General features: G+C 69.9%; 19 protein-coding genes and 1 pseudogene. 15 read left to right on the top strand and 5 right to left on the bottom strand.

Annotated features, from left to right (window positions below):
- Position 1: 1 nt before the first annotated feature.
- The 12 genes from dxr (at position 2) to OCJ37_RS07335 (ending at position 15564) form a co-directional block, all read left to right on the top strand.
- Complete coding sequence (gene dxr, locus OCJ37_RS07390) at positions 2–1189, top strand: 1-deoxy-D-xylulose-5-phosphate reductoisomerase (RefSeq protein WP_263113022.1); 1188 nt, start codon at positions 2–4, stop codon at positions 1187–1189.
- 26 nt (positions 1190–1215) lie between these two features.
- Positions 1216–2580: an RIP metalloprotease RseP gene (rseP, locus tag OCJ37_RS07385; RefSeq protein WP_263113021.1), complete on the top strand. Its 1365-nt coding sequence runs from the start codon at positions 1216–1218 to the stop codon at positions 2578–2580.
- An 86-nt stretch (positions 2581–2666) separates the two neighbouring features.
- Positions 2667–5033: an outer membrane protein assembly factor BamA gene (bamA, locus tag OCJ37_RS07380; protein WP_263113020.1), complete on the top strand. Its 2367-nt coding sequence runs from the start codon at positions 2667–2669 to the stop codon at positions 5031–5033.
- A gap of 365 nt (positions 5034–5398) precedes the next feature.
- Positions 5399–6421, top strand: a complete 1023-nt coding sequence (gene lpxD, locus OCJ37_RS07375; protein WP_263113019.1) for a UDP-3-O-(3-hydroxymyristoyl)glucosamine N-acyltransferase — start codon at positions 5399–5401, stop codon at positions 6419–6421.
- The gene (fabZ, locus tag OCJ37_RS07370; protein ID WP_263113018.1) at positions 6418–6873 is read left to right on the top strand and encodes a 3-hydroxyacyl-ACP dehydratase FabZ; all 456 of its coding nucleotides are present in this window, start codon (positions 6418–6420) and stop codon (positions 6871–6873) included. The genes lpxD and fabZ overlap by 4 nt, the downstream gene beginning before the upstream one ends.
- A gap of 19 nt (positions 6874–6892) precedes the next feature.
- Positions 6893–7684 (top strand): acyl-ACP--UDP-N-acetylglucosamine O-acyltransferase, encoded by a 792-nt coding sequence (lpxA, locus tag OCJ37_RS07365; protein WP_263113017.1) that lies wholly within the window; start codon positions 6893–6895, stop codon positions 7682–7684.
- A gap of 47 nt (positions 7685–7731) precedes the next feature.
- A complete protein-coding gene (gene lpxB / locus OCJ37_RS07360; RefSeq protein ID WP_263113016.1) occupies positions 7732–8988 on the top strand; it encodes a lipid-A-disaccharide synthase in 1257 nt (418 codons plus the stop codon).
- Positions 8985–9707: a ribonuclease HII gene (locus OCJ37_RS07355; RefSeq protein WP_263113015.1), complete on the top strand. Its 723-nt coding sequence runs from the start codon at positions 8985–8987 to the stop codon at positions 9705–9707. The genes lpxB and OCJ37_RS07355 overlap by 4 nt, the downstream gene beginning before the upstream one ends.
- A gap of 246 nt (positions 9708–9953) precedes the next feature.
- A complete protein-coding gene (dnaE, locus tag OCJ37_RS07350) occupies positions 9954–13541 on the top strand; it encodes a DNA polymerase III subunit alpha (RefSeq protein ID WP_263113014.1) in 3588 nt (1195 codons plus the stop codon).
- Positions 13542–13600: 59 nt separating this feature from the next.
- On the top strand, positions 13601–13885 hold the full coding sequence (locus tag OCJ37_RS07345) for a hypothetical protein (RefSeq protein ID WP_263113013.1): 285 nt from the start codon (positions 13601–13603) through the stop codon (positions 13883–13885).
- A 42-nt stretch (positions 13886–13927) separates the two neighbouring features.
- Positions 13928–14497, top strand: a complete 570-nt coding sequence (locus OCJ37_RS07340) for a hypothetical protein (RefSeq protein WP_263113012.1) — start codon at positions 13928–13930, stop codon at positions 14495–14497.
- A 107-nt stretch (positions 14498–14604) separates the two neighbouring features.
- Positions 14605–15564 carry an acetyl-CoA carboxylase carboxyltransferase subunit alpha gene (locus OCJ37_RS07335; protein ID WP_263113011.1) on the top strand — a complete coding sequence of 320 codons (960 nt, stop codon included), beginning with the start codon at positions 14605–14607 and terminating at the stop codon, positions 15562–15564.
- An 85-nt stretch (positions 15565–15649) separates the two neighbouring features.
- Here OCJ37_RS07335 and OCJ37_RS07330 read toward each other — a convergent pair whose 3' ends face one another.
- The gene (locus OCJ37_RS07330) at positions 15650–16105 is read right to left on the bottom strand and encodes a HemJ family protein (protein WP_263113010.1); all 456 of its coding nucleotides are present in this window, start codon (positions 16103–16105) and stop codon (positions 15650–15652) included.
- Between the two features lie 81 nt (positions 16106–16186).
- Here OCJ37_RS07330 and OCJ37_RS07325 point away from each other — a divergent pair, with 81 nt between their 5' ends.
- Complete coding sequence (locus tag OCJ37_RS07325) at positions 16187–16792, top strand: class I SAM-dependent DNA methyltransferase (protein ID WP_263113009.1); 606 nt, start codon at positions 16187–16189, stop codon at positions 16790–16792.
- A gap of 63 nt (positions 16793–16855) precedes the next feature.
- Positions 16856–18166, top strand: a complete 1311-nt coding sequence (gene phaZ / locus OCJ37_RS07320; RefSeq protein ID WP_263113008.1) for a polyhydroxyalkanoate depolymerase — start codon at positions 16856–16858, stop codon at positions 18164–18166.
- A gap of 201 nt (positions 18167–18367) precedes the next feature.
- Here phaZ and OCJ37_RS07315 read toward each other — a convergent pair whose 3' ends face one another.
- Positions 18368–19282: a sensor domain-containing protein gene (locus OCJ37_RS07315; protein WP_263113615.1), complete on the bottom strand. Its 915-nt coding sequence runs from the start codon at positions 19280–19282 to the stop codon at positions 18368–18370.
- A gap of 2 nt (positions 19283–19284) precedes the next feature.
- The gene (locus OCJ37_RS07310; protein ID WP_263113614.1) at positions 19285–19650 is read right to left on the bottom strand and encodes a PadR family transcriptional regulator; all 366 of its coding nucleotides are present in this window, start codon (positions 19648–19650) and stop codon (positions 19285–19287) included.
- Between the two features lie 286 nt (positions 19651–19936).
- On the opposite strand from OCJ37_RS07310, the pseudogene OCJ37_RS07305 reads away from it, so the two are divergent.
- Positions 19937–20794, top strand: a pseudogene (locus OCJ37_RS07305) (peptidylprolyl isomerase); the annotation flags it as partial.
- 46 nt (positions 20795–20840) lie between these two features.
- Here OCJ37_RS07305 and OCJ37_RS07300 read toward each other — a convergent pair.
- Positions 20841–21353: a DinB family protein gene (locus tag OCJ37_RS07300; RefSeq protein WP_263113006.1), complete on the bottom strand. Its 513-nt coding sequence runs from the start codon at positions 21351–21353 to the stop codon at positions 20841–20843.
- Between the two features lie 140 nt (positions 21354–21493).
- Positions 21494–22402: a DMT family transporter gene (locus OCJ37_RS07295; protein WP_263113005.1), complete on the bottom strand. Its 909-nt coding sequence runs from the start codon at positions 22400–22402 to the stop codon at positions 21494–21496.
- Positions 22403–22431: the final 29 nt, after the last annotated feature.

Here is a 22431-nt window from a genome sequence, read left to right as displayed (position 1 = left end):
CATGGCCGACGCCGTCCGCTCCATCGCCGTGCTCGGCGCCACCGGCTCGATCGGCGCCTCCGCGCTGGACGTGATCGCGCGCCATCCGCAGCGGCTGCGCGCCAGCGTGCTGGCCGCCGGCGGCAACGTCGCCGGCCTGCTGGCGCTGTGCGCCGCGCACCGGCCCGCGCACGCGGTGATCGCCGACCCGGCCCTGTACGCGGCGCTGCGCGACGGCCTGCGCGATGCCGGGCTGCGCACCGAAGCCCATGCCGGCCCCGCCGCGCTGGAGCAGCTGGTGGCCAGCGACGCCTGCGACAGCGTGGTCGCCGCGATCGTCGGCGCCGCCGGCCTGGGCTCGACCCTGGCCGCGGCCCGCGCCGGCAAGCGCCTGCTGCTGGCCAACAAGGAATCGCTGGTGCTGGCCGGCGAGCTGGTCACCGCGGCGGCGGCCGCGGCCGGCGCCGAGATCATCCCGATCGACAGCGAGCACAGCGCGATCTTCCAGTGCCTGCGCTCGCGCCAGGCCGGTGCCGAGGTGCGGCGGGTGCTGCTGACCGCCTCCGGCGGCCCGTTCCGCGGCTGGGACCGCACGCGCCTGCAGGCGGTGACCCCGGCGCAGGCGGTGGCGCACCCGAAGTGGTCGATGGGCCCGAAGATCTCGGTCGACTCGGCCACGCTGATGAACAAGGGCCTGGAAGTGATCGAGGCGCACCACCTGTTCGCGCTGCCGCCGTCGCGCATCGAGGTGCTGGTGCACCCGCAGAGCCTGGTGCACTCGCTGGTGGAGTTCATCGACGGTTCCACCTTGGCGCAGATGGGTTTGCCGGACATGCGCACCACCCTGGCGGTGGGCCTGGGCTGGCCGCAGCGGATCGAGTCCGGGGTCGCCGGGCTGGACCTGCTGGCCCACGGCCGCCTGGAGTTCGAGCCGGCGGACCTGGAGGCGTTCCCGTGCCTGGGCCTGGCCTGGCGCGCGATGCAGGCCGGCGGCAGCGCCCCGGCGATCCTGAACGCGGCCAACGAAGTGGCCGTTTCAGCCTTTCTTCAGGGCCGTATCGGTTTCCTATCGATTCCTGCGCTGGTCGAGAACGCCCTGACCGTGCTGCCCGCGGGCGCGGCCGACTCCCTGGACGCGCTGCTGGCGGCGGACGCGCAATCGCGCAAGATCACCGAACTCGCCATTGCCCGCCAGCCTGCCCATGTCTGACACGCACGCCCCTATGAGCCACGCGCATGGGTGACTTCATCGGGTCCGTCTGGTGGATGCTGGTCAGCCTGGGCGTACTGGTGACCTTCCACGAATTCGGCCATTTCTGGGTCGCCCGCCGCTGCGGGGTCAAGGTGCTGCGCTTCTCGGTCGGCTTCGGCAAGCCGCTGTGGTCGCGCTACGACCGCCACGGCACCGAGTTCGCGATCGCCGCGATCCCGCTGGGCGGCTACGTGAAGATGCTCGACGAGCGCGAGGGCGAAGTGGCCCCGGCCGAACGCGCCCAGGCCTTCAACAACAAGAGCGTGTGGCAGCGCATCGCCATCGTCGCCGCCGGCCCGATCGCCAACCTGGTGCTGTGCGTGGCGCTGCTGTGGGCGATGTTCGTGATCGGCAAGCAGGACTACGCGGCGGTGGTCGGCCGCGCCGAGGGCCTGGCGCTGCAGGCCGGGCTGCAGCCGGGCGAGCGCATCGTGCGCATCGGCACGCGTGCGGTCAGCAGCTGGAGCGATGCCAGCATGCAGCTGACCGTGGCGGCGATGGACCGCGCCGACGTGCGCATCCAGACCGAGGACACCCGTGACGGCGCCAGCCGCGTGCATACCCTGCGCCTGTCGCAGCTGCCCGCCGGCTTCGACGAGCAGCAGGTGCCGCGCCTGGCCGGCCTGGCCTGGCAATTCACTCTGCAGCCGGCGCTCGTCGCCGAGGTGACCCCGGGCTCGGCGGCCGACGGCGTGCTGCGCCCCGGCGACCGCATCCTGGCGGTGGACGGCGCCTCGATCGTCAGCGCCGACCAGGTCGCGCCGCAGGTCCAGGCCCTGGCCAGGAACGGCGGCAGCGGCCTGGTCGAGGTCGAGCGCAACGGCGAGCGGCTGGCGCTGGACGTGCGCCTCACCCCCAGCAAGAACCCGCAGCTGAAAGGCCTGTCGCTGGGCGTGAAGGTTGGCCAGCAGGACCGTCCGGCGCCGGCGTTCGACGCCAAGCTGCAGTACGGCCCGCTGGCGGCGATCCCGGCCGCGTTCCGCGAGACCGGCAAGCTGGCCGGCGATACGCTGGGCATCATCCAGCGCATGCTGACCGGCCAGGCCTCGCTCAAGAACGTGTCCGGGCCGATCACCATCGCCAAGGTCGCCAACGTGTCGGCCAAGCAGGGCCCGGACTGGTTCCTGTATTTCCTGGCGCTGCTGTCGCTGAGCCTGGCGATCATGAACCTGCTGCCGATTCCGATCTTGGACGGCGGGCACTTGCTGTATTACCTTATCGAGTTGGTCAAGGGCAGCCCGCTGAGCGAGCGTGCCATGGCGGCGGGGCAGTTCGTCGGTTTGACGCTGCTGGCCGGGCTGATGGGGTTGGCGTTCTACAACGACATCTTCGGCCAGGTCCTGCGATGAACCCGCCGCTGCTCCACCCGACCACGCTGTCGTCGTCTTGCGCCGGCGCCCATGCAACAACGATATCGACCTCTACCGGACGTGACATGACGCGATTTCCCTCTCGCCGCCTGCTAGCCCTCGCCCTCGCCGCCAGCCTCAGCCTGCCGGCCCTGGCCCAGGCGACGGAGCCCTTCACCGCCAGCGACATCCGCGTCGACGGGCTGCAACGCATCTCCTCCGGTACCGTGTTCACCTACTTGCCGGTGGAACGCGGCGACACGGTCGACGACGCCAAGGTCGGCGAGGCGATCCGCGCGCTGTACCGCACCGGGTTCTTCGAGGACGTGCAGGTCGACCGCCAGGGCAACATTCTGGTGGTCACGGTCAAGGAACGCCCGGCGATCAACAAGCTGACCGTCACCGGCAACAAGGACATCAAGAGCGAAGAGCTGCTCAAGGGCCTGTCGGACATCGGCCTGACCGAGGGCGGCACCTTCGACCGGCTGAGCCTGGACCGGGTGACCCAGGAGCTGACCCGCCAGTACAACAATCGCGGCAAGTACAACGTCGAGATCACCCCGACGGTGAGCCCGCTGGACCGCAACCGGGTCGACGTGGCGATCGCGATCAAGGAAGGCAAGGCCGCCAAGATCCAGCACGTCAACATCGTCGGCACCGAGAAGTTCGCCACCGAGGACATCCTGGAGAGCTGGGAGTCGCGCGAGCACAACTGGCTGTCGTGGTACCGCCGCGACGACCAGTATTCCAAGGAAAAGCTGTCCGGCGACCTGGAGAAGCTCAACTCCTGGTACCTGGACCGCGGCTACGTCGATTTCAGCGTCGATTCCACCCAGGTGTCGATCAGCCCGGACAAGCGCAACATGTACCTGACCGCCGGCATCACCGAAGGCGAGCAGTACAAGATCTCCGACATCAAGGTCACCGGCGACACCGTGCTGCCGCAGGAAGAGGTCGAGAAGCTGGTGATTCCCAAGCCGGGCGACACCTTCTCGCGCGCGCTGCTGGAATTCAGCTCCGACGCGATCACCAACACCCTCAGCAACATCGGCTACGCCTTCGCCAAGGTCAACCCGATCCCCACCACCGACCGCGAGAAGCGCACCGTCGCGATCAACCTGCAGGTGGTGCCGGGCCCGCGCGTGGCGGTGCGCCGCATCGTGTTCAAGGGCAACACCCGCACCTCCGACGAAGTGCTGCGCCGCGAGATGCGCCAGTTCGAGAACAGCTGGTACTCGCAGGCGGCGATCGACCGCTCCAAGATCCGCCTGCAGCGGCTGGGCTACTTCGAGTCGGTGGACGTGGAAACGCCGCCGGTGCCGGGCAGCAACGACAAGGTCGACGTGGTCTACAGCGTCAAGGAAACCACCTCCGGCAGCTTCACCTTCGGCCTGGGCTATTCGCAGACCTACGGCGTGACCACCTCGATCCAGTTGTCGCAGAACAACTTCCTCGGCGGCGGCAACCGCGTCTCGGTGGACGCCTCGCGCAGCAGCTACCAGGAGCGCTACGCGTTCTCCTACACCAATCCGTTCTTCACCGACGACGGCGTGTCGCTGGGCTACAACATCTCCTACCGCAAGTTGGACTACTCCGACTTCGGCACCGCCCAGTACAACAGCAAGAACGGCGCAGCGCAGATAATCTTCGGCGTGCCGATCACCGAGAACGACACCGTCTCGCTGATGTTCGGCATCGACAGCAACCAGATCACCACCTACCCCAGCTACACGCCGCGCGCGATCATCGACTACATCGACGCGATGGGGCAGCGCACCTTCCATGCCTGGCGCAGCGAACTGGGCTGGGCGCGCGACACCCGCAACGACTACTTCATGCCGACCCGCGGCATGTACCAGCGCGTCGGCCTGGAAGCCACCCTGCCCGGCTCCACCGTCGAGTACTGGAAGCTGAACTACCAGATCTCCAAGTACTGGCCGATCATCCCGTCGATCGTGCTCAACACCCGCGCCGAGTTCGGCTACGGCGACAGCTACGGCAGCGACGTCTCGCGCACCATCACCAATGCCGACGGCACCACCCGCACGGTTACCGCCTCGGGCCTGCCGTTCTACGAGAACTTCTACGCCGGCGGCACCAACTCGGTGCGCGGCTTCGAGGACAACACCCTCGGCCCGCGTTCGGAAGCCACCGCCTCGTACAGCCGCGGGCAGCCGCTGGGCGGTTCGTTCAAGACCGTCGGCTCGGCGGAACTGTACTTCCCCAAGCTGTTCGACAGCCCGTCGGCGCGCGTCTCCGCGTTCGTCGACGTCGGCAACGTGTTCAACGGCGTGGACAACTACAAGACCAACGAACTGCGCGCCTCCACCGGCGTGGCGCTGCTGTGGCGGGCGCCGGTCGGCCCGATCTCGATCAGCTATGCGTTCCCGTTGAAGAAGGAAGACAACGACGAGATCGAGCGCCTGCAGTTCACCTTCGGCGGGCAGTTCTAAGAGCTGCCACGCGCCGCCAGGGCTATGCCCTGGCGGCCCCATGTTCCCGCTGTGCGGGAGCATGGCCCCGGGGCTTGGAGCGCGTCATCGCGTTCCGCGCTGACGCTCCACGATTCGCGGTGCGAATCGCGGGCCCGGCCTTCTTTCCAAATCCCCGCGCCTGTCGGCTTTGCTCCAGTTGGCTGGTCGCGGCCGATCGATGCGTGGACGTTTCTCCCGCCGATTGATTGCGACCTGCCGAAACAGGCTTTTCTCGGGTTGGCTGATCGCCGCCATGGCGGCCGCCCGCATTGGCCCCCTTGCCCACGCGACCTGCCGCACGGGCGCGGCATGACCCGGCCGATGGCACGCGGTAGAATCCCTACGTGAATATTCCTACCCATACCGCACACGAGATCGCCGAGCGCTTCGGCCTGCAGGTGCATGGCGACGGTGGCGTTGCCGTGCATGGCGTCGCCACGCTGGCGCATGCCGGCCCCGGCCAGCTCAGTTTCCTGGCCAATCCGCGCTACCGCGCGCAGTTGGCCGACAGCGCCGCCGCGGTGGTGGTGCTGCGCGCCGACGATGCCGAAGCGGCGCCCGGCACCGCGCTAATCGCGCGCGATCCCTACGTCGCCTTCGCCAAGATCGCCGCGCTGTTCGACGTGGCGCCGACGCGTCCGCCCGGCATCCATGCCAGCGCCAGCATCGACCCAAGCGCGCAGGTCGCGCCGACCGCGCACATCGGCGCCTTCGTCAGCATCGGCGCGCGCAGCGTGATCGGCGAGGGCTGCGTGATCGGCCCGGGCTGCGTGATCGGCGACGATTGCCAGGTCGGCGACGGCTGCGAGCTGATCGCCCGCGTCACCCTGGTCACCCGCGTGCGCCTGGGACGGCGCGTGCACATCCACCCGGGCGCGGTGCTCGGCGCCGACGGCTTCGGCCTGGCGATGGACGCCGGCCACTGGATCAAGGTGCCGCAGCTCGGCGGCGTGGTGATCGGCGACGATTGCGAGATCGGCGCCAACGCCTGCGTCGACCGCGGCGCGCTGGAGGACACCACGCTCGAGGAAGACGTGCGCCTGGACAACCTGGTGCAGGTCGCGCACAACGTGCACATCGGCGCGCACAGCGCGATCGCCGGCTGCACCGGCATCGCCGGCAGCGCCAAGATCGGCCGCTACTGCATGCTCGGCGGCGCGGTCGGCGTGGTCGGCCACCTGGAAATCTGCGACAAGGTGGTGATCACCGGCAAGTCGGTGGTACGCAACTCCATCCATGAGCCGGGCGAATATTCGTCCGGCACCCCGTTGACCGACAACCGCACGTGGCGCAAGAACGCCGCGCGCTTCAAGCAGCTCGATGCCCTGGCCCGTCGCATCCTGTCTGTAAGCAAGGAGAAGCAATGAGCCACGACCAGACCCTGCCGGACATCAACCAGATCCAGGCCCTGATCCCGCACCGCTATCCGTTCCTGCTGGTGGACAAGGTGGTTTCCCTGGACTTCGAGAACAGGAAGATCGTCGCGCACAAGAACGTCAGCATCAACGAGCCGTTCTTCCAGGGCCACTTCCCGGGCCAGCCGATCATGCCCGGCGTGCTGATCATCGAGGCGCTGGCGCAGGCCGGCGGCGTGCTGACCCAGCTGGCGCTGGGCCGCGACGCGCAGTCCAAGCTGTTCTACATGGTCAAGGTCGACAAGGCGCGCTTCAGCAGCCAGGTGGTGCCCGGCGACGTGCTGGAGCTGCACGTGGAAATCAGGCGCGTGATCCGCAACATGGCCGTGTACTACGGCGAAGCCAAGGTGGACGGCAAGGTCGTCGCCTGCGCCGAGGTGCTGTGCGCCGGCACCCGCGAATGATCCGGGCAGGAGACCTGCAATGAGCGACAACGCCCCCCTCATCCATCCCAGCGCGGTGATCGACCCGTCGGCGACGCTGGCCGCGGACGTGCGCGTCGGCGCCTTCACCCTGATCGGCGCCGAGGTCGAGATCGGCACGGGCAGCGTGATCGGCCCGCATTGCAGCATCGTCGGCCCGACCCGGATCGGCCGCGACAACCACCTGGTCGGCCACGTCGCGCTCGGCGGCGACCCGCAGGACAAGAAGTTCGCCGGCGAGCGCACCGAACTGGTGGTCGGCGACCGCAACGTGATCCGCGAGTTCGTCACCGTCAGCCGCGGCACCGGCAACGGCGGCGGCATCACCCGCGTCGGCAGCGACAACTGGTTCCTGGCCTACACCCACGTCGCCCACGACTGCGTGGTCGGCAACCACTGCGTGTTCTCCAACAACACCACCCTGGCCGGGCATGTGGAAGTCGGCGACCACGTGATCATCAGCGGCTTCGCCGGCGCGCACCAGTTCTGCCGCATCGGCGATCACGCCTTCCTCGGCATGGGCGCGCTGATCAACGGCGACGTGCCGCCCTTCACGATGGTCGGCGGCAATTCGCTGGGACGCCCGCGCGGCATCAACAGCGAAGGCCTCAAGCGCCGCGGCTTCGATCCCGAGCGCCTGGCCGCGATCAAGCGCGCCTACCGCGCGCTGTACGTGGCCGGCCTGCCGCTGGCCGAGGCCAAGCAGCAACTGGCGGTGCTGGCCGAAACCAGCGAGGACGTGCGCGCGATGCTGGAATTCATCGAAGCCAGCGAGCGGCCGTTGTTGCGATGAATGCCGGGATTCGGGAGTCGGGAGTGGGGATTGGCAACGGCGGCACCATGGACGCCGACGCCCCCGCTCCTGCCTCGACCACTCCCCAATCCCCACTCCCCAATCCCGGCGCAGCGAAGCTGCGCATCGCCCTGGTCGCCGGCGAAGCCTCCGGCGACCAGCTTGGCGCCGGGTTGATCGAGGCGCTGCGTGCGCGCCATCCGCAGGCGGAGTTCGCCGGCATCGGCGGCGATGCGATGCGCGGCGCCGGGTGCCAGACCTGGTTCGATGCCAGCGAGCTGGCGGTGATGGGCCTGATGGAGGTGCTGCGGCACCTGCCGCGGCTGCTGAAGCTGCGCCGCGCGCTGCGCCAGCGCCTGCTGGACTGGCGCCCGGACGTGTTCGTCGGCATCGACGCGCCCGACTTCAACCTCGGCGTGGAGCGCTGGCTCAAGCAGCGCGGCATCCGCACCGTGCACTACGTCAGCCCGTCGGTATGGGCCTGGCGCGAGAAGCGCGCGGCCAAGATCGGCGCCAGCGCCGACCGGGTGCTGTGCCTGTTCCCGATGGAGCCGCCGATCTACGCCAGGCACGGCGTGGATGCGCGCTTCGTCGGCCACCCGATGGCCGACGCGATCGCGCTGCACGGCGACCGCGACGCCGCGCGCGCCGAACTCGGCCTGCCGGCCGCGGCGACCGTGCTGGCGGTGTTGCCGGGCAGCCGCCTGGGCGAGATCGGCCGGCTCGGCGACACCTTCTTCGCCGCCGCCTGGCAGGTGCTGCAGCAGGTCCCGGGCGCGCACGTGGTGGTGCCGGCCGCCAATCCCGCGTGCAAGGCCCTGCTCGCCGAACAGCTGTCGCGCTCGGCACTGCCCGTGGTGTATTCGCACCTGCTCGACGGCCAGGCGCGCATCGCCCTGCTCGCTGCCGACGTGGTGCTGCTGGCCTCCGGCACCGCGACGCTGGAGACCATGCTGGTGAAGCGGCCGATGGTGGTCGGCTACAAGGTCGCGCCGCTGACCTACCGCCTGGTCAAGGCGCTGGGTTTGCTGAAGGTGGACCGCTACGCGCTGCCCAACATCCTCGCCGGCCGCGACCTGGCGCCTGAGCTGATGCAGGACGCCTGCACCCCTGACGCACTCGCCGCCGCGCTGCTGCACTGGCTGCGCGACCCGCAGGCGGTGGCCGCGCTGCAGCCCGAATACCAGCGCCTGCACCGGCTGCTGCGCCAGGACGCCTCGGCGCGCGCGGCCGATGCGGTGCTGGAGGTGCTCGGGAGCCGGGATTCGGAAGCCGGGATTCGGGATGCGAGGGCGGCGCCATGAAGCACTCCGACGGCTCCGGCCTGCTGTTCCAATCCCCAATCCCCACGCACCAATCCCTGCTCTACGCCGGCGTCGACGAAGCCGGGCGTGGCCCGCTGGCCGGGCCGGTGGCGGTGGCGGCGGTGGTGTTCGATCCATCGCGGCCGCGCATCAACGGCCTGAACGACTCCAAGCAGCTCAACGCCGAGCGCCGCGAACAGCTGTACGCGCGCATCGTCGAGCGCGCGCTGGCGTGGTCGGTGGTGCTGATCGACAACGACGAGATCGACCGCATCAACATCTACCAGGCGACCATGCTCGGCATGCGCCGCGCGGTCGAGGGCGTGGCCCACGTCGCCCAGTTCGCGCGCATCGACGGCAACCGCATCCCCAAGGGCCTGCCGTGCGCGGCCGAAGCGCTGATCGGCGGCGACGCGCGCGACCGCGCGATCATGGCCGCGTCGATCGTGGCCAAGGTCACCCGCGACCGCCTGATGCGGCAGCTGCACGAGCAGCACCCGCAGTACCGCTTCGACCTGCACAAGGGCTACAGCACGCCGGCCCATCTGGCGGCGCTGCAGGCCCACGGCCCGTGCCCGCAGCACCGGCGCAGCTTCGCGCCGGTGCGCCGCGCGCTGGGCCTGGACGTGGCCTCCAGCGCCTGGGACGTGCCCTGCGACGAGGAGGCGGACCTGCTGGAACCGGCCGATCGCGCGCCGCTGAGCATCGAACCGGCCTGAGGCGTCGCGGGCGCGGCAGGCGGCGCATCGGCATCGGCCTGCCGGATGCCCGGGCGCGACGGGCGGCAGGCCGCTGGCGGCTCCTGCAGTACCGGGACACCCCCATTGGCGCACCGCGCCGCCTCCGCAGCTGAACGAGGCGCCCGCCCGTCGGCGGCAGCGCGCCCGCTGCCGGCCATCGTCCTGTCAAGCCTTGTTCGCCCCGCCCCCCGCGGCTAACCTGACCGGGCATCGTCCTGGTTCCGCATGTCCACTTCCCGCTTCGCCCATCTGCACGTCCACACCGAATTCTCGCTGGCGGATTCCACCATCCGCGTGCCCGAGAAACCGGATCAGGCCGACCCCAAGAAAGCCAAGCAGGCCAACCTGCTCAGCCGCGCGGTCGAGCTGGAGCTGCCCGCGCTCGCGGTCACCGACCTGAACAACCTGTTCGCGCTGGTCAAGTTCTACAAGGCCGCCGAAGGCGTGGGCATCAAGCCGATCGCCGGCGCCGACCTGCTGATCAGCGACGGCGCGCAGGCGCCGTGGCGGCTCACCGTGCTGTGCCGCAACCGCGACGGCTACCTGAGCCTGTCGCGGCTGCTGACCCGCGCCTGGCTGGAGGGCCACCGCAACGAAGGCGGCGTGGCGATCCGCCCGGAATGGCTGCAGGGCGGCAGCGACAACCTGTTCGCGCTGGCCGGGCGCGACAGCCTGGCCGGACGCCTGTCCGCCGAAGGCCGCCACGACCTGGCCGAGCAGCAGCTGGCCGACTGGCAGCGCATCTTCGGCGACGGCCTGCACCTGGAACTGACCCGCACCGGCCGCGACGGCGAGGAGGCGTTCAACCAGTTCGCGCTGCACGCGGCCGGCATGCGCGGGCTGCCGGTGGTGGCCAGCAACGACGTGCGCTTCCTGTACGCCAGCGACTTCGCCGCGCACGAGGCGCGGGTGTGCATCTCCTCCGGCCGCGTGCTCGACGATCCCAAGCGCCCGCGCGAGTACAGCGACCAACAGTACCTGAAGTCGTCGGAGGAAATGGCCGCGCTGTTCGCCGACATTCCCGACGCGATCGACAACACGCTGGCGCTGGCGCAGCGCTGCAACATCGAGATGCAGCTGGGCACCTACTTCCTGCCCGCCTACCCGGTGCCCGACAACGAGACGCTGGACAGCTGGATCCGCAGCCAGTCGCGCGACGGCCTGGCCGCGCGCCTGGAGAAGAACCCGCTGGCGCCGGGCAAGACCCGCCAGGACTACGTGGACCGGCTCGAGTTCGAGCTGGACACCATCATCAAGATGGGCTTCCCCGGCTACTTCCTGATCGTGGCCGACTTCATCCAGTGGGGCAAGAACCAGGGCATCCCGATCGGCCCGGGCCGCGGCTCCGGCGCCGGCTCGCTGGTGGCCTGGGCGCTGCAGATCACCGACCTGGACCCGCTGCCGTACAACCTGCTGTTCGAGCGCTTCCTCAACCCCGAACGCGTGTCGATGCCCGACTTCGACATCGACTTCTGCATGGACCGCCGCGACGAGGTGATCGACTACGTGGCGCGCAAGTACGGGCGCGACCGGGTCAGCCAGATCATCACCTACGGCACCATGGCGGCCAAGGCGGTGGTGCGCGACTGCGGCCGCGTGCTCGGCTTCCCGTACGGCCTGGTCGACGGCGTGGCCAAGCTGATCCCCAACATCCTCGGCATCACCCTGAAGGATGCGATGGGCGAAGGCAAGGACAGCGAGATGGCCTCGCCGGAGCTGATCCAGCGCTACCAGAGCGAGGACGACGTCCGCGACCTGATCGACCTGGCGCGGCAGCTGGAGGACCTGACCCGCAACGCCGGCAAGCACGCCGGCGGCGTGGTGATCGCGCCGACGCCGCTGTCCGATTTCTGCCCGCTGTTCGCCGAACACGACGTCGACAACCTGGGCAAGAACCCGGTCACCCAGTTCGACAAGGACGACGTCGAGCAGGTCGGCCTGGTCAAGTTCGACTTCCTCGGCCTGCGCACGCTGACCATCATCGACTGGGCGGTGAAGGCGATCAACGCGCGGCATGCGCGCGCCGGCATCCCGCCGGTGGACATCACCGCGATCCCGCTCGACGACGCGCCCACCTACAAGGGCGTGTTCGCCTCGGGCAACACCGGCGCGGTGTTCCAGTTCGAATCCTCGGGCATGCGCCGGCTGCTGAAGGACGCCAAGCCCGACCGCTTCGAGGACCTGATCGCGCTGGTGTCGCTGTACCGCCCCGGCCCGATGGACCTGATCCCCGACTTCAACGCGCGCAAGCACGGCCAGCAGGAGATCATCTACCCCGATCCGCGTACCGAAGCGATCCTGAAGGACACCTACGGCATCATGGTGTACCAAGAGCAGGTGATGCAGATGGCGCAGATCGTCGGCGCCTACTCGCTGGGCGGCGCGGACCTGCTGCGCCGCGCGATGGGCAAGAAGGTGCCGGCGGAAATGGCCAAGCACCGCGAGATCTTCCGCGAGGGCGCGGCCAAGGGCGGCGTCGGCCAGGCCAAGGCCGACGAAATCTTCGACCTGATGGAGAAGTTCGCCGGCTACGGCTTCAACAAGTCGCACGCCGCCGCCTACGCGCTGGTCAGCTACCAGACCGCGTGGCTGAAGCGGCACTACCCGGCCGAGTTCATGGCCGCGACGCTGTCCTCGGACATGGACAACACCGACAAGGTGGTGGGCTTCCTCGACGAGGTGCGCAACCTCGGCCTGACCGTGCTGCCGCCGCGGATCAACGCCTCGGCGTACATGTTCGCCGCGGCCACCCCGGACACCATCCAGTACGGGCTGGGCGCGATCAAGGGCGTGGGCCGCGGCGCCTGCGAGGCGATCGTGGCCGAGCGCGAGCGCGGCGGCGAGTACGCCTCGCTGCTGGATTTCTGCACGCGCGTGGAATCGGCCAAGCTCAACAAGCGCACCCTGGAAGCGCTGATCAACGCCGGCGCGATGGACGGGCTGGGCAGCAACCGCGCCACGCTGATGCTGCAGCTGCCGGAAGTGATGAAGGCCACCGAGCAGATGGCGCGCGAACGCGCCTCCGGGCAGAACTCGCTGTTCGGCGGCGCCGATACCAGCGCCCCGGCGCTGCGCCTGGAGCTGCCGGAAAGCAAGGAATGGCCGCTGGGCCAGCTGCTGACCGGCGAACGCGAGACGCTGGGCTTCTACCTCAGCGGCCACCCGTTCGATCCGTACCGCGAGGAAGTGCGCGAGCTGGTCGGCTGCGACCTGAGCGCGCTGGAGAAGATCTGCGCGCCATCCGGCGGCGGGCGCGGCGGCGGCGACGGCGAGAAACGCGCCTGGCGCCCGGAAACCAGCGCGATCCTCGCCGGCCAGGTGGTCGGCGTGCGCCGCAAGGGCGACAGCCAGGTGTTCGTGCAACTGGAAGACGGCCGCGGCCGGATCGAGTGCAGCGCGTTCACCGACGCCATCGCCGAGTTCGGCCACCTGCTGACCCGCGACCGCATCCTGATCGTCAAGGGCGGCGTGCGCGAGGACGAATTCAATGGCGGCTATGCCATGCGCATCCGCCAGTGCTGGGACTACGAACAGATCTGCACCCACCACGCGCAGCGCCTGTCGCTGCGCCTGGACCTGCGCCAACGCAGCACCTGGCCGCGCATCGACGCGCTGCTGGCGCGCCACCGCCCCGGCAAGACGCCGCTGCGCCTGGACCTGCTGCTGGCCGCGGAGCAAGGCAGCGTGGCCGGCATGCTCGACCTCAACGGCAGCCATTCGGTGCGCGTGGACCCGCAGCTGCTGGACACCCTGCGCGCCGATCCGGGCGTGCGCGCGGTGAAGGTCAAGTACAACCCGCCGTGGGCGACCTGAGCCTGCGCCGGGCGCTGCCCGCGCGGCGCCGCCCTCCTTCCTGCAAGCGAGCACTCGCCATGACCCGTTTCCTGATCCTGTTGGCATGCGCCGCGCTGCTCGGCGGCTGCGGCGAAGCGGCGCAGCGCTTCGTGGTCGACAACCCGACCGCGGCGCCGCTGCGCATCGTCGTCGACGACCAGGCCTACGACGTGGCCGCGGACAGTTCGACCACGCTCGAACTGGCGCCCGGCGCGCACCGGCTGCGCACCGACGCGCTGGGCGAGGTGCCCTTCATCGTCTACGCCGGCGGCAACGGCGGGCTGATCAACCCGACCCTGTCCGACTACGTGATCGGCCGGTAGATCTACGTCACCGACGCCTCCAAGCTGAAGAACTTCGGCACGGTGCAGGACACGCTGACCCTGCAGGGGGTGACCGTCCGCGGCCCGTTCGAGGCGCGGCATGCGCTGTTCATCGGCAAGCAGTGGGACTACGGGCTGCGCGAACCGTTTCCCGAGCGCACCGTGGCCTACGTCGCCGACCGCGGCGGCAACATCAAGTCCAAGCTGTTCGGCGCCGCCGAGTTCATCGCCTACTACGAAGCCGGCAGCGGCCAGCCGGGCTACTTCGCGCAGCAGCGCGCGCCGGACTGGCGCGCGCCGCGGCGGACGCTGGACCCCGCGCCAGCGGCGCTGCCGCCGCTGGCGCCGGCGTTCGAGGCGCACGCGGCGCCGCTGCGCCAGCTCCACGCGCGCTACCTGCGCACGTCCGATCCGGCGCAGCAGCGCCAGCTGCAGAAGGACTACTTCCAGGCCATGATGCAATTCACCGCGGCCACCGCCACGCTCGGCGCGGATCTCGGCCCCGAGGCGAACCAGGCGCGCAACGACTTCGTGCTGCAGCTCGGCCAGGCCTTCGGCAGCCCGGCGCTGGTCGCCGCCGCGCCGGCCGCGGCCGCCGATCCGCGCCACTGATTGCCGGCTCCACCGCTCTTTCCCGCGCCACGGCGACCGCACGGCCCCGTACGGGTCGGCCGCAGCCGTTCGGCTACACTTGCCGCTTTAGTTCACGACGGTTTCCAATGAATCCGAACTACCTCGACTTCGAGCAACCCATCGCCGATCTGGAAGCCAAGATCCAGGAACTGCGCAATGCCAGCACCGGCCCGGCGGTCAACGTCGACACCGAGGTGCGGGCGCTGCAGGACAAGCTGCGGGTGCGCACCGCGCAGATCTTCCGCGACCTGTCGTCGTGGCAGATCTCGCAGCTGGCGCGGCATCCGCAGCGGCCGTACACGCTGGACTACATCAACGTGTTCTGCGACGAGTTCCAGGAGCTGGCCGGCGACCGCGCGTTCGCCGACGACAAGGCCATCGTCGGCGGCCTGGGCCGCATCGACGGGCGCCCGGTGGTCATCATCGGCCACCAGAAGGGCCGCGACACCAAGACCAAGGTCGCGCGCAACTTCGGCATGCCGCGCCCGGAGGGCTACCGCAAGGCGCTGCGGCTGATGAAGCTGGCCGAGCGCTTCAAGCTGCCGCTGCTGACCTTCATCGACACCCCCGGCGCCTACCCCGGCATCGGCGCCGAAGAGCGCGGCCAGAGCGAGGCAATCGCGCGCAACCTGCTGGAGATGGCCGAGCTGAAGGTGCCGGTGATCTGCACCGTGATCGGCGAAGGCGGCTCCGGCGGCGCGCTGGCGATCGGCGTCGGCGACCGCACATTGATGCTGGAATACGGCACCTATTCGGTGATCTCGCCGGAAGGCTGCGCCTCGATCCTGTGGAAGGACGCGGCCAAGGCCAAAGACGCCGCCGAGCAGCTCGGCCTGACCGCCAAGCGCCTGTCCGCGCTGGGCCTGGTCGACAAGGTGGTGCGCGAGCCGATCGGCGGCGCGCACCGCAACCCCACGCAGATGGCCAGGCGCCTGAAGGCGGTCCTGCTCAACGAACTGGACGCCCTGGAAAAACTGCCGATCGCGCAACTGCTGCAGAAGCGCTACGAGCGCCTGCGCGGCTATGGGGCGTACGAAGCGGCGTAGCCGCTTCGCGGGATTAGGGATTAGGGATTGGATGTCCCGGGCCAGGGCATCCGCCAATCCCGAATCTCGAATCCCCGATCCCGGCTCAGAACGGCTTCGCCAACACCAGCCAGATCACCACCAGCAGCGCCAGCACCGGCATTTCGTTGAACAGGCGCAGCGTGCGCGAGGACGGCAGCGGGCGCGCCTGTGCCACGCCCTTGAGCCAGCGCCCGGTGAACACGAAATAGACCAGCAGCAACCCCACCAGCCCCAGCTTGGCGTGCAGCCAGCCGCTGTGGCCGGGCGCGACCATGGTCGGGAAGTCGGGCAGCACCTTGTAGCCCAGCCACAGCGTCAGCCCCAGCAGCAGCGCCAGGCCGAACATCATGTGGCCGAAGCGGTACAGGCGCTGTCCCATCAGCACCAGCCGCGCCTGCACGTCCGGCTGCCCCGCGCTCTCGGCAATGTTGACCAGGATCCGCGGCAGGTAGAACACCGCCGCCATCCATGCGACCACGAACAACAGGTGCAGGGACTTGATCCACAGATAGAGTTGCATGCGCTGGCTCCGGGTCGCTGGCGTAGGATGTCACGCCATTTTCGCCGATTCGCCCCGCCCCCGCACGGACCAGCCGCCCGCATGGACAAACAGTACGACGCCGACTATTTCCAGCGCTGGTACCGCCGCGGCGGCATCGGCGACGCCGCGCGGCTGGCGCGCAAGGTCGCGCTCGCCGTCGCCCAGGCCGAGTACTACCTGGAACGGCCGGTCCGCAGCGTGCTCGACATCGGCTGCGGCGAAGGCGCCTGGCGCGCGCCGCTGCTGAAGCTGCGGCCGAAACTGCGCTACCTGGGCTTCGACAGCAGCGAGTACGCGGTGGCGCGCTACGGCCGCCAGCGCAACCTGCGGCCGGCGCGGTTCGGCGATTTCGCCTGGCTGCGGCCGTGCGCGCCGGTGGACCTGCTGGTCTGCTCGGACGTGCTGCACTACGTGCCCAGCCGCGAGTTGCGCCAGGGCCTGCCCGGCCTGGCCGAGCTGTGCGGCGGGGTCGCGTTCCTGGAGACCTTCGCCAGCGAGGACGACTTCGACGGCGACCACGCCGGGTTCCAGGCGCGTCCGGCACGCTGGTACCGGCGCCAGTTTGGTGCGCTGGGGCTGCGCCCGGTCGGCAGTCATTGCTGGCTGTCGCCAGCGCTGGCGGGGGATGCGGCGGCGCTGGAAACGATTGGTCTGGTGCCCCATTAAGGTGCAACCAGCCGCGATAGGCTATGCTGCACGGCAGCATACGCTCAGGATGGAAACACCGGCATGCTCTACCAGTGGCACGAACTGACCCGCAACCTGCTCGCCCCCTGGGTCCACCAGGCCGCGGCCAACGCCAAGATCTTCTCCGACGCCAACAGCCTGTGGGCCACGCTGCCGGGCGCCGAGCGCCTGGCCGCCAGCAACGAGCTGCTGCACCGGCTCGGCAAGGACTACGAGAAGCCGGCCTGGGCGCTGGACCACGTCGAGGTCGACGGCCACCCGCTGCCGATCGTCGAGCAGGAAGTGTTGCGCAAGCCGTTCTGCCGCCTGCTGCGCTTCAAGCGCTTCAGCGACGACGCCAAGGTCGTGGCCGGGCTCAAGCAGCAACCGGCCGTACTGGTGGTGGCGCCGCTGTCCGGCCACCACGCCACGCTGCTGCGCGATACCGTGCGCACCCTGCTGCGCGACCACAAGGTCTACGTCACCGACTGGATCGACGCGCGCATGGTGCCGCAGAGCGAAGGCGACTTCGGCCTGGACGACTACGTCAACTACGTGCAGGACTTCATCCGCCACATCGGCGCCGACAAGCTGCACGTGATCAGCGTGTGCCAGCCGACCGTGCCGGTGCTGGCCGCGGTGTCGCTGATGGCCGGCCGCGGCGAAGCCACGCCGCGCTCGCTGGTGATGATGGGCGGGCCGATCGACGCGCGCCGCAGCCCGACCCAGGTCAACAACCTGGCCACGCGCAACCCGCTGTCGTGGTTCGAGCACAACGTCATCCACACCGTGCCGCAGGCCTACCCCGGCCACGGCCGCGCGGTGTATCCGGGCTTCCTGCAGCACACCGGGTTCCTGGCGATGAACCCCAGCCGGCACTTCATGTCGCATTGGGATTTCTACGCCAACCTGGTCAAGGGCGACCTGCAGGACGCCGAGGCGCACCGCCGCTTCTACGACGAATACAACGCGGTGCTGGACATGCCGGCGCGCTACTACCTGGACACGATCCGGGTGGTGTTCCAGGAATTCCTGCTGCCGCGCGGGGAATGGGTGATCGGCGGCGAACGCGTCGACCCGGCGGCGATCCGCGACACCGCGCTGCTGAGCATCGAAGGCGAACTGGACGACATCTCCGGCCTGGGCCAGACCGCCGCCGCGCACGACCTGTGCACCGGCATCGCCGCGCAGCGCCGCCAGCACCTGGAAGTGGAAGGCGCCGGCCACTACGGCATCTTCAGCGGCCGCCGCTGGCGCGACATCGTCTATCCGCAGGTGCGGGCCTTCATCGCCGCCAACGCGTCCGCCGCCGCGCAGGCGCCGCGCGGCAACGTCACCCCGCTCAAGCGCCGCGGCAGCCGCAAGGCCGGCTGAGCGCGGCGCCGGCAGCTGCGAGCAGCTGCCGGCGGCCAGGGAATCTGCGAGACCGCGCGCACTCGCCCCTCGTCGAATGAGACTTGCGCATCCGCCGCGCGGATGTCGCGGGCGCGCTCTCGTGGAGCAGCTTTCAGTCCCGAAACGCTTCGCCGGTCGGCACAGCCCCGCCTTCTTCTGCATCCGGCGGCGCGAGGTCGATCACTGCGCCGAACTGTGCACCAGCAGTTGCTTGGCCAGCAGGCCGTGCAGCTTGCCGAGCGCGCGCGCCAGGTGCAGCGTGCCGAACAGCATCACGACGCCCAGCACGCTCCACAGCAACAGCAGCCACGGCGCGTCCTGGGCCATGTTCCCGTCGCCGAAGGCCATGTAGAAATCGTTCGGGAACAGCAGCGCCAGCGGCGCGGCCACGAACGCCAGCGACGTGCTCAGCAGGGTGATGAACACGCTGAAGTAGAGGATCCCCAGCGGCAGCATCAGCAGGAAGTACAGCATCGTGGTCCAGGTGCGCGCGTCGGTGAACATCTGCCCGATGCGCCGCAGCCATGGCTGCTCGCGCTCGCTGTACAGCGGGCGCCGCGGCATGCGCTCGCCGAGCAATACCTCGACCATGCGCCCTTCGACCAGCGACAGCACCCGCACCGAGCCGAAGAACAGCACCAGCAGCGGCACGCCGACGATCAGGATCAGCAGGCCCAGCGAAGTGCTGGCGCCGGTGACCACCCAGGTGAAGTAGAAGATGCCGGTGACCAGCGACAGCAGCATGTAGAACAACGCGCCGTAGGCGCGCGGATCGGCGGCCACGCCGAAGAAGCGGCCGAGCAGCGACTTGCGCTTGGGCGGCGCCGGCGGCTTCAGCGCGCGGCTCACCGTCACCTCGGTTTCGCGGTAGATCTCGGCCACCTCTTCCGGGGCGCCGTAGCTGCCGGCCACCCCGGCGATGATCTCGGCCTCGCTCTTGCCGGCCTGCTCGGCCAGTTCCGAACGCAGGTATTCCTCCGCATCGTAGAGCGCGTCCTGGATCATCGCCGGATCGGCGCCGGCCAGGGCCGCGCGCAGCTGGGCCAGGTATTCGGGAATGGTGGTCGGCAACGGCCGCACCGCAACGTGTTCGATGTTCATTCTGAAACCCCCTCCAGCACGGAATCGACGGAATCGCGGGTGGCGCGCCACGCGGCAGCCCATTGCTGCAGCGCCTCGCGCCCCTGCTCGGTAATGCGGTAGTAGCGCCGCGGCGGCCCGGCCATCGACGGCTCGACGTGGCTGAGCAGCAACCCGGCCCCTTCCAGGTTGCGCAGCACCGGATACAGCGCGCTCTGCTTGCCGCTGAGCACGCCTTCGCCCACTTTCTCCAGGCGCTTGGCGATCAGGTAGCCATACATCGGCTCGTCCGCCTCGGCCAGCACCGCCAGCAGCGCAAGCGACACGGTGCCGGCGCTCAGCTCCTTCTGGAACTTCCTCAGCTGCGCATCCGGCTCGACCATGACGCCTCCCACTAGGTTGGAATGCATACTAGTGTTGAGTTGGGTATAGCGAATGTGCCAGTAGTCATGCGGCGCGTCGTGCACTCCTCGCCTCTGGCGGCCGCTGCGACGGGCGATGGCGGACTTGCCTTGCCGCCGTCTCCGCCGCGCGAACCGGTCAGGCCGGCGCCGCCATTGGCAGTTGCCGGTGCCTGGGTAAGAATCGGCTACCGTCCTCCAGGCTGCCGCCATGCCCTTGCGCCCCGCCCTGCTCGCCCTCGCGTTGCTGTCGTCCGCCACCGCCGCGCTGGCGGCCGCGCCTGCCGCGCCGTATCGCAGCCCGCAGCAGATCCTGGATGCGTCCAAGCCCGGCGACTGGCGCACGCTGGACCCGGCCAACACGCTGTACCTGGACCTGGACGGCGGCCGCGTGGTCATCGAGCTGGCGCCGGCGTTCGCGCCGGAGCATGTCGGCAACATCCGCACCCTGGCCCACGAGCACTTCTGGGACGGCCTGAGCATCTACCGCTCGCAGGACAACTTCGTGGTGCAGTTCGGCGATCCCGACGGCGAGGAGCCGGGCAAGGCCAAAGCGCTGGGCTCGGCCAAGCGGCACCTGCCCGCCGAATTCCAGCGCCCGGCCAAGGGCCTGGCGTTCCAGGCGCTTCCGGACAGCGACGGCTGGGCGCCGCAGGTCGGTTTCGTCGACGGCTTCCCGGCCGCGCGCGATCCCAAGGACGGCACGGCATGGCTGGCGCACTGCTATGGCACCCTCGGCGCCGGCCGCAACAACGACGAGGACAGCAGCATCGGCGCCGAACTGTACGTGGTCACCGGGCAATCGCCGCGGCAGCTGGACCGCAACATCACCGTGGTCGGGCGCGTGGTCAAGGGCATGGAACTGCTCAGCGTGATCCCGCGCGGGCCGGACCCGATGGGCTTCTACGCCAAGCCCGCACAGCGCACCCCGATCCGCGCGATCACGCTCGCCAGCGACGTGCCCGCGGCCGAACGCACCCCGCTGCAACTGCTGCGCACCGACACCCAGACCTTCCGCGACGTAGCCGAAGCGCGGCGCAACCGCCGGGACGATTTCTACAAGCGCCCGGCCGGGCACATCGACCTGTGCAACGTGCCGCTGCCGGTGCGCACGCCGCCGCAGTAGCCGGCCGGCGCGCGCCAGCCGGCGCGTACGCGGCGCGCACCGGCGCTCAGGCGGGCGCCGCGCCGCGGCGCCCGGGTTCGCGCGCGTGCAGGAAGCGGGTGAACAGTTCGCGCGGCTGCTCCACCCCGCAGTCGCCCAGCAGCATGGCGATGTTGCCGCGGTGGTAGGCGCCGTGCGCGAGCACATGGAACAGCATTTCCTCGCGGGTCATGGTGCCGGCGTCGCCGTCGGTGAAGCGGAACGCGAGCGGCTGTTGCAGCGCGTGCGCAGCGAGCCCGGCGACGTAGCCGGCATACCAGCGGTCGGAGTCGGCGATGGCCGCGTGCAACGCGTCCAGCTCCGGCGTGTGCGGCGTGTTGCTGGCGGCGAACGCATGCGTGGCGCCGTCCAGGTGCGCGGCGAAGATCCGGTCCACCACATAGGTGTGGTTCAACAGCCGGATGGCGCGCTGGCGCTGCGCCGGAAACGCGGCCGCATCGATCTGCGCCAGCGCCTGCAGCAGCTCGGCGTTGGCCCAGGCCTTGTAGGCGAACTGCGATGCGAGCAGGGAAGCGGTCATCGGCATGTCCTTCGGCGCGTGTCGTCGGTTCCCGGGCGTGCCCAGGTCAGGAAAGTATCCGTCCGCCCGTTCTTGCCTGCCATCCGCGCCCGCAAGAGCCGTGTGGCATGAACCTGGCCGCCGACGGAATCGGCGACGCCCTAGCGCGCGCGCTGGCTGAAGGCGACGCTGCCCAGGATCAGCGCGCCGGCCAGCAGCATGCTCCAGGTCAGCGGCTCGCCCAGGATCGCCCAGGACAGCAGCGCGCCGAACACCGGCACCAGGTAGGTCACCGTCGAGGCGCGCGCCGGGCCGATGCGCTGGATCAGCCGGTAGTACATCAGGAACGCCAGGCCGGTGCAGAGCACGCCCAGCGCGCCGGCGCAGGCCCAGGCGGCCGCCGGCACCGGCGCGGCCGGCCAATGCGTCCACGCCAGCGGCGCCAGCAGCAGCGCGCTGCAGCCCAGGGTGGAAGCGGCGGCCGCCGCCGGCGGCAGGTCGCTCATGTAGCGCTTCACCAGGCTGTAGCCGATGCCGTACAGCAGCGAGGCGGTGGCGCCGGCGAACGCGGCCGGCCCCACGCTCAGCCCGGCCGACTTGCCGGTGGCCAGCACCACGATGCCGACGAAGCCGATCAGCAAGGCCACGGCGCGGCGCGCGCCGATCTTCTCGCCGAAGAACAGGAACGCGATCAGCGCGGTGAACAGCACGGTCATCGCATTGCAGATCGCGCCGATCGCGGCCGGCGCGTGCTGCGCGCCCCAGGCGAACAGCAGGAACGGCAGCGCCGAGTTGAGCAGCCCGATCGCCGCCAGCGTCGGCCAGCGCCGCAGCGGGAAGCGCGCGCGCGCCATCCACAGGAACGGCAGCAGTACCGTCGCGCCCAGCGCCAGGCGCAGCTCCACCAGCGCATAGGCGCCGAACTGCGGCGCCGCCACGCGCATGAACAGGAACGAGCAGCCCCAGACGATGCCCAGGAACAGCAGTTCCAGCGGCGTGCGCCAGTCGCGCACCGCCGCCACCGGATGGCCGTCGGCAGGATCGCCGGACGCGGGATTGGCTGCATTCACCGTGCTGTCTCCTGGGTTGGGTCTGTCGC

It is taken from the genome of Xanthomonas sp. AM6, from assembly GCF_025665335.1.
GTDB lineage: Bacteria > Pseudomonadota > Gammaproteobacteria > Xanthomonadales > Xanthomonadaceae > Xanthomonas_A.
The sequence above is the reverse complement of the archived record's forward strand: the minus strand, read 5'-3'. Positions and strand labels throughout refer to the sequence as shown.